General features: G+C 48.9%; 8 protein-coding genes. 5 read left to right on the top strand and 3 right to left on the bottom strand.

The features are described from left to right. Positions 1 to 1021: 1021 nt before the first annotated feature. The gene (locus tag RBH26_RS14475; RefSeq protein WP_306759088.1) at positions 1022 to 1573 is read right to left on the bottom strand and encodes a TATA-box-binding protein; all 552 of its coding nucleotides are present in this window, start codon (positions 1571 to 1573) and stop codon (positions 1022 to 1024) included. A 134-nt stretch (positions 1574 to 1707) separates the two neighbouring features. On the opposite strand from RBH26_RS14475, the gene RBH26_RS14480 reads away from it, so the two are divergent. The 3 genes from RBH26_RS14480 to RBH26_RS14490 all read left to right on the top strand — a co-directional run bounded on the left by RBH26_RS14480 (position 1708) and on the right by RBH26_RS14490 (position 6139). Then, positions 1708 to 4623, top strand: a complete 2916-nt coding sequence (locus RBH26_RS14480; RefSeq protein ID WP_306759089.1) for an N-6 DNA methylase — start codon at positions 1708 to 1710, stop codon at positions 4621 to 4623. A gap of 355 nt (positions 4624 to 4978) precedes the next feature. Continuing rightward, positions 4979 to 5539, top strand: coding sequence for an SWIM zinc finger family protein (locus RBH26_RS14485; protein ID WP_306759090.1), 561 nt, complete (start codon positions 4979 to 4981; stop codon positions 5537 to 5539). Positions 5540 to 5611: 72 nt separating this feature from the next. Beyond that, positions 5612 to 6139, top strand: a complete 528-nt coding sequence (locus RBH26_RS14490; protein ID WP_306759091.1) for a hypothetical protein — start codon at positions 5612 to 5614, stop codon at positions 6137 to 6139. 469 nt (positions 6140 to 6608) lie between these two features. On the opposite strand, the gene RBH26_RS14495 is transcribed toward RBH26_RS14490, so the two are convergent. Further along, positions 6609 to 8690: an MBL fold metallo-hydrolase gene (locus RBH26_RS14495; RefSeq protein WP_306759092.1), complete on the bottom strand. Its 2082-nt coding sequence runs from the start codon at positions 8688 to 8690 to the stop codon at positions 6609 to 6611. After that, entirely contained in the window at positions 8687 to 9571 is an 885-nt protein-coding gene (locus RBH26_RS14500) for a hypothetical protein (RefSeq protein WP_306759093.1), read from the bottom strand. Before RBH26_RS14500 ends, RBH26_RS14495 begins: the two co-directional genes overlap by 4 nt. 472 nt (positions 9572 to 10043) lie before the next feature. Here RBH26_RS14500 and RBH26_RS14505 point away from each other — a divergent pair, with 472 nt between their 5' ends. Further along, a complete protein-coding gene (locus RBH26_RS14505; protein WP_306759094.1) occupies positions 10044 to 10244 on the top strand; it encodes a hypothetical protein in 201 nt (66 codons plus the stop codon). Positions 10245 to 10902: 658 nt separating this feature from the next. Beyond that, positions 10903 to 12168, top strand: a complete 1266-nt coding sequence (locus tag RBH26_RS14510; RefSeq protein WP_306759095.1) for an orc1/cdc6 family replication initiation protein — start codon at positions 10903 to 10905, stop codon at positions 12166 to 12168. Positions 12169 to 12184 lie beyond the last annotated feature (16 nt).

Here is a 12184-nt window from a genome sequence, read left to right on the forward strand (position 1 = left end):
ATCGCCGTCGCTCGGCTCACGCTCCGGTCGTGGTTATTTCCGCCGACCTCCTTCCGCGGAATCGCGGTGAGCGGAGGTTGCCAGTGGAACGGTGGGTAACCAACCCGATTTCGGGTAGGGTAGTCTGCGATAAAAATGTTTCGCAGGTGCTTAAAAGTCCACCGAATGAGAATTAGAGGTGAGTTAGGTAGAAAACCGACCCCCCGGGGGGCCTTGTTTAGCCCCCAGAGGGTGCTGAGTAATACTTTCACTTTCACTCCGGTACCGGAAGGGTTTTTATACTGGTTTCGTGGGGATCAGCGCGGGGTAAAAGTGTCTGATTCGCGAACCAAAAACGGCAGCTCGGCTACTCAACGTCGGGGTTTGGTGGGGAAAACAACAATCGCCCCACCGTTCCACTGGCAACCAGTCCTAACGGTCCATCGTTAATAAGAGTACCGGGTGACCCGACGCCTTCTGTCGATTCTCCACCTGCAATGATGGGGGGGGGACTTCACTACTTAAGTCTCTTCCTGGTAGAAAAACAGGCCAACCACTGCGTAAAGTGCCTACTTATTGGATTCTGGCTGATCCTCGAACTCGGCTGTAAGGAGATTCCGGTTATGATAAACGTCGTCGAGAGTCTTCTCGTCAGTCAGTGGCGGGTTATTTGCACCCATGCTCAGATGGGCCTCTCAAGCGAGTGATAACGGTCGGGAATACCGTAGCCTCGTACTGGTGAGACAAATATTCAAACAGATTCAGGATCAGTTCAAAACATAGCCATGCCGATCCATCAGTTGGTACAAGTTGATCGTACGTCGGGCGATGTTGTGCTCCCGAAGAGCGAGCTTCGGGTGCTTGGATTGGTCAACGATGAGGGCAACGTGAAGGATCAGCCAGTGCGGGTGACGCGGACTGATACGGGACGTGGGAAATTTCATTGACAAGCCCGAACGATTGTCTAAAGATATTTGAACACCTTTTACGCATTTCTATTCATTAACCACTACTATTGTATTGGAATATTAGAACTGCAAGTTCACTGGTCGAACAAGTTCCGAATCTTGGCTTGGATTGATTTGTGGACGGACTCTAACTCTTCGCGGTTCTTTACACCACTATAGACTACCTTTCCAGAAGAGAACAATACACAGAACCAATCTTCTTCAGTTGGTTGATAAAACAATCCAGGAAATTGTTCTGGTTCATATTCTGTTTCCATAGAGCCTAGCGCGATCGCTATCTGGCTCAGTTCAAGTTCATAGCCGAGATCTGACTTCCCCACAATATATCGAATCTCAAAACTTGAACCGGGGATTGCACTCTCCAGCATCTCTTCCATCTGATGGACAAACTTCGAGTTCACTTCCCATGCTTCAGTAGCTGATTTCGCCCCTGCTATACTGTATTTTCCACTGGAGAACAATGTGACCGTCCCTTTTGGTTCATGATAGCGGATTATCAAACCAGAAAAATCCTCAGCATTGTACTCGAGATCATCATGGGGGAAATCTGCGTATGCCTCTTCGAGACGTAATTCTCGACCAAGAGCTCCTCCACCCACCACATTAACTATCGAAAGATCAGTCATGTATATTTGGCCTATTACCTACAATCAAAGCTGCTCACTAATATCAATGGCCATCAAAAACCTCATTAGTCACCTGACTCTCCTGCGACTTCATACCTTTTATCAGGTTTGAATTTGGACGTAAGACATAACCGATGCCATCTGATCCAGAGCAGAAATTCCATAGTCTATTCTATTCAGGCCTCTTCAGGTATGTCGAAAACAACGATACGAAGTTCGATAGTGTCTCAATCGAAAAAAATATCGAAGGACGACGAGCAGATATTCATATAGAAAGCAATATCACAGGTAGTTTAGTAATTGAGGTTAAGCGTGATGATATTTCACCATATGACAAGGAAGTTGTAAAACAAGCTCGTGATTATGCAAGAGACGTTGGCGCGGATTTCTTCGCTACCTGTAACTCTAAAGACTTCTATCTCTTCAATTATGACGGCCAAATAAACATTAAGCAGATCCCATATAACTACGCGAATCTACGAGATATCTCTCTTTCAGATGCTACTCTAAATGGATTTGTCCCACAGTTATTGTCGGCAGTTGACCACTTATTTCAGAAGGGTAAACTACCTAATCAGGAGGAAACAGAACGAATAGTTGGCCTCCTGCGAACATTTCACTCGGCTATTTGGCCAGCTTACAAAGAGTTAGCCAAACAGAAGTATGGGAGCAATGAGAAGTTCATCAATATCGTTGATTCTTGGATTAACGAAAATGACTATTCTAACTTAGATCAAGACGAACAATTTGAGATTGCCGCGAAGCAGCACGCATATCTATTGACTAATAAGATCTTATTCTACGAAGTAGTCCGCGAACAGACACCGTCTCCAATCGAGACTAATGATGGAAACCAGCTTGACTCTCTTGTTGGACCCTCCAGCTTGGATTTCCTCGCGGAACACATCAGACGCCGTTTCGACGACATCATAGAACAGATAGATTATAAGCCAATCTTCAATAACTCCGAGATATTTGATGAGTTTCCCGACAATAAGAAAACTCTTGAGCATATTCAGTCTCTTACCGAGAGTATTGAACAGCGAAAAATATCAGGTATAAATGAAGACCTATTAGGAGATATCTTTGAAGAACTGATCCCAGAAGGAGAAAGAAAAAAACTGGGACAGTACTATACACCTCCCACGATCGCCGAAGCCGTTTCGCAGTGGGTTTTGGATGCAAATTCGAAAGGAAAAGAGCCCCGTATCTTGGATCCGGCATCCGGTAGCGGAACGTTCCCTGTTAAGATATATAACGAAATCAGACATCAATACCCTGAATTAAGTCATCAAAATATAGTTGACTTAATTACTTCTGTTGACATCAACAAATTCCCGTTGCATTTGACAGCACTCAATCTGGCCAGCCAGAATATTGAAGAGAGAATTGATCGGATTCACGCTTACCATACTTCGTTTTTTAATCTGGATCCAGAGACGGCAAAACTCGCATCAGCTCGGTTGGATGAGGAATCCACTGAAGAGTTAGGATATTTTAATGGAGTTATCGGTAATCCGCCATACATTCGGAATAAGAACATTCCAGACAAAGCTGCATTCCGATCTCATCTCTCGGAGTTTGGTCCCACTAATCGATCACCGTATCTTGATGGATCGAAAAAGATCAGCAAGAAAAGTGATGCTTATGTTTATTTCATCACAAAAGGAACCCAGTTCCTCCAAGAAGGAGGTCGTTTGGGATATGTGATTCCTCCAAAATGGCTTACAGCACGATATGGGCTTGATCTGCAACAGTTCTTGTTTGACCACTACCGGATAGAAGCTGTTGTTAGCTTTGCGGAGAGAGCCTTTGAAGATGCTTTTGTCGACACATGCCTGCTCTTTGTTGAACGCTGTGAAGATGAAGAGAGTAGACAAGAAACTGTAACTAAATTCATTCGGGTCCGTGAAGAGATTGAACCCGAAGATTTGTACGAGACAGTAACTTACGGGATGGCTTTGGATCAGGAACCGATTGATATCAGAGACCGGCCGAATTATCGTATGGTAGGAGTCAGGCAAGGTTATCTACATGAAACTGGTCCCAAAAAAATGAGTTACTATCTTAATGCTCCACTCGCGCTTATTAACCTCATTGAGCGGACTGACTTTGTACCACTCAAAGAGTTTGCTGATATCTCTTACGGACAAAAGACCGGGGCAAATCGATTTTTCATACTGGATGAGGAAGAGGCTGAACGAAGGGGTATTGACGAGCGATTCCTTTCACCAGTGGTAAAGAGCATCAAGGGTATGGACTCTATTGTTTTCAATAATGGAGATTCCGATAAATTCATGCTTGATGTTCATGATTATGTCCAGCAGGTGGATCAGAGAGTTCGTGACTTTGGATCTGACACCGATCTCGAAGAGGAAGTGAAATCAGCACTACAGCGTGATGGATACGATGGCCTACTTGCTTATCTGCGAGAAGGAGAAGATGACGGAATTCATGAGCGGAGTACATGTGCCAGTCGACCGGTTTGGTTCAATTTAGGTGAGCAGACGCCGCCTGAACTATTCCATCCAAAATTCTTCAAGTGGCGTCTGTTCACTGTCTGGAATCGTGCAGGTGCACTCACCACAAATGCCGTTGATTGTGTACACGTCAAGCCAAATTTCGATTCAAAAGTCGTCATCGGGTTAATGAACTCGAGTCTCTACGCGGCCCTTTTAGAGTGTTGGGGACGTGTGGAAGGAAACGGTGCCTTACAGTTGATGACATATGAATTGAAAAGTGTTCCAGTGCCAGATATCCGTAAATTTGATCAAGAGAGTAAAGAGCGGATAAAGGAAGCCACAGAATTGTTATTAGATGGTGAAGATAATGCGAGAGAAAAGCTGAATAAAGCAGTCTTGGATGCTGTTGGAATTGACTCTATTTCCCCAAATAAATTAGAGGATATGAGAAAAGCAATGACTCATCAGCGACTGCAAGGAGAATTTGAATCCGAGGTCCTACTCAAGGATGTGGATGCCGTTACAGAGTGGTCTGCAGAGTATTTTACTGCAGATGATCGAGAGAAAACACTAGACGACTTCAAATAACCCGAACAATATACGCTTCGATTGATCGTAATCGGTTTGTTAGGTCAAAGTAGTCATGTTATCTTCGAACGCACGGAGAACCTTGTCCGAGAATGACGGTAGTCTCAGACAGAATCGGCCCGATCTCTCCCTCGAGCACTACAAACTCGATTGCTGTCGGCTTTTGTCCGACAGGCAGGCAACACAGACGCCATCAATCTCAAACAGCACGAGAACCGTGACGACATGAAGGTCTGGCTCAGCCAAGAAGTGGAACGGTTATTCGAGGCTGCCGACGGAACCCCATAGCGGATCGCATTCGGTTTTTCTGCGCCTGAGTGGGTGAGGCGCATACTCGTGTGCCTCGAGGCCACGAATGAGTACAGATCGACCAACCCAGAGCGACTCGCATCGAGATCGACTGACAGACGAGTACACGAGCGACCGCGATCGCAGCTATCCAGGAGACGTTGCCCGACTGAACGGACATGAACTCGTCGCGATCGACGAGTGGCTTCCAGGTGCAGAGCCAACACCGTACGAACTCAATCTCACTGATGGCTACGAGTATCGGACACGCTACTGGCGCTGCAGAAAGTGCGGCCAAGAACGCACCCATCGCGACGAGTTCTCCGTCCCCTGCGACAACCCCCAGCCGGCGACTGCCCTCGAGGCAGGTGGCTACTCGATCGACGACCCACGAACTCGCCGTGCACTGAACGAGAAGTTGGATGTCCGCTTTGCGACAGTGGGTCCGATCTACGAGGTCGAGAGCGAGAGCGGGAACACCTACGAGGTCAATATCGAGGCAACAACGTGTACCTGTCCTGATTTCGAGCAGCGCCAGCCAGACGATGGCTGCAAGCATCTTCGCCGAGTCGACCTCGAGATCCGCACTGGACTTGTTCCAGCTCCAGATGGCACGTTCGTTCGCTAACCTGTTCCTCTCGGATATCATGAATCGCTCTCAATCTATAAGTGTATAGGACGCATATCCACTCCCAAGACCATGGATGACTGGACTGAAACGATGACTGCTCGAGACCGGATCGAAGCCGTTGCCCTCACACTTCGTGAGCCAAGGTCGGTCAACTGGATCAAAAAGCAAGCAGAGGTTGGATCCTGGGAAACGACGAAGTCCCAACTCGAGTATCTCACTGATGCAGGGCAGCTTACGACCGTCGAGATAGACGGCGATACGCGCTACAAGATCGATCCAATGCGAGCGTACCTCGACCATATCCAAGAGCTTGTCGTCGAGAATACGAAAGACGAGCTTCGAGACGAGCTTGAGGAAATCGCATCGGAGATTGCAACGTGGAAGCGCGAATACGATGTCGATTCACTCCAGGAGCTCGAGGCATCGCTCGGAGAAGAGTTCCCTCCAGAAGAGGTCCGGGATCGACGAAAAGTGATTACCTATTGGGAGGAAAACAAGCACCATCGCCAGCTACTCACCAACGCGCTTGGGCTATACGACGATCTTTCTGCACAGGATTACGGTACAAATTCGAGTCATCCCCAGCACGCCGATTGAGATGGGACGGTTCACTAGCGGTGGAAACCCGTACGACAAGCGACGTGTCTATCAGCGGATTCACCAGCGGCTGAGTACACAGCCGGATTTTTCCGACGTCCAGTATCTTCCCTCTCGAAACCGCCCTCGCGAGATTCATGCCGTTGTTGACGTTGAACGGTTTCTTGATCACTCGTATCGGTCAACAACCGCTCGAGTCGAAATTGAATTCATATTCCGTCAGGACTGGAACCACTATTGGATTCAATGGGTCGAACCAGAACGTGGCTTTTCCTGCGGATGGCATCAGGATAATACTCACATGGACTTAGGCCGCTGCCACTTTCAGATCGATTATCCAAATGGTTCAGTAGATCGAGAAGAGGCCGCGTTTCTGGATTCGCATCCGCTATCAGTCGTCGAAACTCGTCTACAAAGCCTACCAGAGAAGCTTGCTGAAATGTCTTCCAAGTAGTTGCCAAAATGGCTTTCAGGACCCTGTACGCGTTTGTTCCAACATCCTAGTGGCGATCTTCTTGCCTATCCTATCAACGTTAGTTAAATCTGACTCAGAAGCGCTTTCGATATCAGCTATTGTCTGGTAGCCTTTCTCATTGAGATTCTCAATTATATTTGTTCCCACTCCATCGATTTCTAAGAGAGAATCGAGTGTGTGTTCCTCAGGTGGAGCCTCAATAACACTCTCTGTAATCGTCGACTTGCTATCCTCGCTATCCAGTTCTGAGCGAATAAGACGACGAAGTTCACCTTCGGTCCATCGGCCCTCGTGCCGGGCAGCCGCCAATTCTGATTCGAGCTGTTTTATTTTTTCCTCCAATGCGTCGATGCGCTCCTCAGTACTCCGCTCTACCTCCGGTTCTGTCTCGAGATCCTCGGTTTCAAATTCGTTACTCGATTCATCGTCATTGACAAGTTCGTCCGTAATATGAGATGTATCAACCTCGCTTCGGGGGCGAACGGTCACAGCAGTTGCAGCCCCATCACTTAGATCAACGTTTGTGAGTTCCCCTGAAGAAGCACCATAGACGGGAATCGGCGTTCCCATTGTAGCCCGACTCACGACATCCGCGTTAAGCCTCTTATCAAGGTAGTTTCTGCACTCCTTCTGAGCAGCACTTGGTCCATGAACAAGTGAAACATGCTTTGCGTCAACATCCTGTGCGAACTCAGAGAGGACTTGGCGGGCACAGTGTCCGCTAAAGCCAGAGATTGTTTGAATCCAAGACGTGGGGATCGTTACTGTGGTATTGCCGCTGTCATCGGCCTCAAGATCCAGTTCTGTGAATGGCGTCACTGGAAGAGAGACCTCTATGTGGGTTCCTGAAGCATCTTGAAGGACTCTCCCCGGCGTACCATCTGCCTGGTGACCTATTAAGAAAACACGTGCTTCATCATAATTTTCCGCAAGTGCGGTGAGGTACAGCGGTGAGGTACCCCCAGTAAGCATTCCAGATGGCGCAACGATAATCGGGGCATTGTCACCATCAAGGATCGGGGCACGCTCAGAATTGTCTTCTGGATACCATGCGCAGTCAGGGAGGAAGGGTTCGTTGTCCTGAGCGTTCATCCGCCAGTTGTTGATTGTTTCATTGACAAATTCTCCAATAGAGTAGGCATGATAGGCAGCAGTGGCATCTCGTGCCATCCCATCGTAGACAACCTCCAGTTTCTCTTGGACATCATCCGGTTCCTGTGGAAAACGCTCGCGGAAGATCTGCATCACTTCTTGAGCCCGTCCCACAGCAAATGTTGGTATAAGGACTGGAATACCGTTTTTTACGGCATCTAGAGTTTCTTGGTAGAGCTGATTTCGTGCCGATTTTAATGAACGGTGTTGCTGACGATCCCCATAGGTGCTCTCCAAAAAGAGCGTGTCTGCAGGAGGGGGTGTCTCCCAATCAGGAAGATGCGCTGATCGACCTCCAAGATCACCGGAGAACACAACGCGACGGCCTCCATATTCGATTGCGAGCCAGGCACTACCGAGCAGATGGCCCGCTCCACCGAGTTCATATTCGATATCAGCGGGAGTATCGATCCGGCGGAGATCTCGAGAGAGGGCGTGGGTTCCGTAGCGATGTGGTTTAAATCGCTCAAGAACGTCGTGGACGTCATCTCTAGTGAATTGCTGCTCACGGCCCTGTTGGCGAGTCTCCTCTTCATGGATGTTAATTGAATCGTGGAGGAGAGTGTGGCAAAGCGCAGTTGTTGGTCGAGTTGTAATAAGGGGTGCATCAGATGCGAGGAGATTACGATGCTCCAGTACTGGAAGGCCACCTGAGTGATCGATATGGGCGTGCGTGAGGAATACAGCGTCAATCTGCCCTTCGTCAATCTCCCTCAGTTTCGGGAACTGGCCACCAGAACCCTGATTAAGCCCACAGTCGACGAGGATGTCCAACTCCGGCGTTTGAACATGATAACAAGATCGACCTACCTCTCTGGCACCACCCAATGGAGTAACCACAAGGGGTTGGTCAACTGGAGCACTATCATCGGAAGATCTGCTTCCCTCTTCTTCTGGCTGATTTGGCCTCGATTGCTGACTCATCGGCTCAGGACTTGTTCGGCGTAGAATCGTTCGACGGTTCGAGTCTGCCCGACGAAAGTGAGTTCACGAATGAGATCGGTCTCAGCGAGTCCAGGTAAGAACCGATAGTACTCATCAAGCACGGCTTCAAGAGGACGGCTTCCATCACCAGGGCGACGGAGACGTTTTACCTGCCAAATTGCTGGTGTTGTATCGACTGAGCCGGCTTTTTCAGCTTCGTGCTCAGTAAAGTACCGAGCACGTCCCGCCCGACGGGTAGTCCCCCTTCCAAGGCGTGACGGTTTAGCGATCACTTCATCGAGACGGATAAGCTCGAGCGGTGTTCGAGTCTCGCCAGGAAGTGCCTCATCAAGGTCTTCACGAACGTTGTGGGCACTGAGCGAATTATCCTTTTGGAAATATGCAATCGTCATCTCGGCGTTTTCCTCATACAGTGCAGGTTTCACAGCGTGTGCACCATCGTCGAACGTAAGATACTGAGAAGGAACTTCGGCAATACAGATCCCAGTGAGATAAAGTCGCTGGGGATCGGTAGCAGTATCTTCTTCGAGATGGTTAGCAATTTCCTCCAAGCCGTCAACGAATTCAGCGGTACTCACAGGGTGTGCGTTTTTCGGTGGTCGTTCTGCAGGATTGTCAAAGTGGACCGTCGTCTCCGGGATATAGGGTGCTTCAGCAGGGACGCGAACCTCTACGGGGTAGTCTGGTGGGCGATAATCACGGTAGGCATGATCCTCACGGCTGGTACGATCAAGTTGTATCTTTGCACTGACCGGGAAGACGGTTGGAGGGAGTGACTCGATGATTTCAATAGGGTCGAGGACCCGAAGAATCGCAGCAGCAGCGCGTTCTGTGTCATCGCTTATGTCTTGCATTCCCATATGTGTCTTGGATAGGATATCTAATCAGTCACTTATTATTCTTTCTACGGGAAAGGATTTGTTAGATGACGGCTGCAAGCATCTGCGGCGTGTCGACCTCGAGATCCGGACGGGACTTGTCCCTGCGCCGGATGGTACGTTCAGCCGCTGACTGTCGAGTGATCTCATCACTCGAGACGGTTTGTATCCCCCGAAAGGGTGCGGGGGCTCGAACAGAGCTCACCGCAGCAACCAATGAGACAAAGAGAGACAGCAATCGCGTCGATAGCCACTGAAACAACTCAGCTCCTGAATCGAGGGATCGACAGATGACTGACCGCGATGAGTGCCGAATGCCGACGTGTTCGGAACCTGCTCGCGATCGGACAGGGTATTCTGGTCGGTTCTGTTCGGACAGCTGTGAGGTCCGCTACGAGCATCTCCAAGCGGACGCTCGAGATGCTGCAGTGGACGAAGCCGAGGATCGGTACTGATGTTCGAGCAAATCGATCACCGTGGCAAGCGCTTCACGATCAGTGACGAGAACAGCGTTGACGACGTCGCTCGTGAACGGTGTCGGCGAGCCGAACTGCTCGAACGACAGGCTCAAGGAGAGAACCGTGAACTCGAGCGTGCGAAAGCAGTTGCTGGATCAGACAGTACCGTTTCTGATAGTGGAGTATTTGACCGATGAAACGGAAGGTTCTGGAATGAGGGACCCCACCATGTCCGCATAATTGTGTAAAGCTCCTTGAGGACAAGCCCCGAGGCTTCACCTTGGGGTCAAGTGGTTCGAGGGAGCAACGCTCTCTCGTCATCAAGCGAAATCGACGATTTCGCAGACATCACGAATCGCCGATTCGATTAGTCACAAAAAGCCGGAGGTCGTCTGAACGACCCCGAAGCACTCGCCTTGTTCATCTGTAGAGTAGGGAGTAGAAGTCCCTGTGATGAGTAGCTCCCCCTGATGAGTAGCTCCCCCACCCCACCGTGTCCGCATAATACCTCCGAAGAAAGCAATAGTAAGAGAACAACACAAGAGGGACCCCCCACCGCGTCCGCATAATCTAGCCGCAAGAGTGTCAGACGCTCCGCACTGCAGCGATTTTCATTATATCATATTGTTATATTAATTGGATTTTCGCTAGTGCGGATTTGGTTGTGCCAGATTTAACTTAGTTCTTTCCCTTTCCTAGAGCCTTCGCTGGTTCTACGTGAAGCAGTGGTTCTTTCTCACAGGATTATGCGGACACGGTGGGGTGTGGGGGTATACAAAGAATCGAGTATGCGGACACACTGGACACACCGGACACGGGGGTTTATGATCACTCATTACATTGGTCCCACATGTAATGTCCGGCGACGGAGCGAATTCATCTGATACGGGCCTCAACAGCAATCCATACGGCAGTACAGTCGAAATATTTTCTGATGAGTCTGTCTTGAAAGAGGACTGGCAACCTGAGAAACTCCCAGAGAGGGAAAAAGAACTCGATGAAATCCGGAATGCGCTCGCCCCTGCAACACGCGGTGTTAACGCTCACAATCTATTTCTCTATGGTAAAACAGGTCAAGGTAAGACAGTCGCCATTGATCACGAACTTGATCTCCTGAACGAGTATGCGAACTCTCAGGACGACTTGGAATTAAGCGTCATCAAAACCAGCGCGAACAATCAATCAACATCCTATCAGCTCGCTGCACACCTCATAAAGGAAATTCGCGACGGGTCTAAGAAGCCGAGCGGCATTGATCAACAGAGTATGTTTGATCTGCTCTATGATGAATTACGCGACCTCAATGAAACAATCATCATTGTCATTGATGAGATCGACTCGATTGGCAGCAATGATGATCTTTTATACGAACTTCCAAGGGCCAGGAAGAACGGCCATCTTGAGGATCAATGGATTTCTGTTATTGGGATCAGCAATGATCTAGAATTCCGTGACAATCTTTCTCCAAAAGTCAAAGATTCACTGTACGATAGCGAGATCGAGTTCGCACCATACAACGCTAATCAACTCACGAGTATTTTAGAACGCCGAGCCGAACGTGCATTTATCGACGGTGTTCTTGATGGCGATGTTATCCCACTCTGCTCAGCATTTGCTGCCCAAGACGAAGGCAGTGCCCGGCAAGCAATCCGATTGCTGTACAAAGCAGGAGAACTCGCCCTAAACAACGATGATGAGGTGATCAACGAATCACATGTTCGCGAAGCACGTGAAATCTTAGAACGAAAGCGAATCGAAGAAGGAATGCGGAGCCTGACGACACAAGACCAGCTCGCGTTGCTTTCTGTTGTGGCCCTCGAGATTGAGGAAGAAACACCGGCACGGACACGACAAGTCTATCAGAAATACAAGGATATAGCTACCATTCTCGATTCAAACCAGCTTGTCGAACGACGAGTTCGCGATCACTTGCAATCTCTCGGGATGCAGGGATTCCTTATTGCGGAAACACGGAACCGAGGCATTCAGGGTGGATCACACTATCGCTTTGAGGTGAAAACGGATCTAGAGGCAACATTAGATATTCTTGGAGAGGACAATCGGATCGATGGAGTTGTTGATGATCTAGTGGATATCGCAACTGCGAAGCAACTCCTCTAATCTCAGTACTTCACAA

This window comes from Natronolimnohabitans sp. A-GB9 (assembly GCF_030848565.1).
GTDB lineage: Archaea > Halobacteriota > Halobacteria > Halobacteriales > Natrialbaceae > Natronolimnohabitans.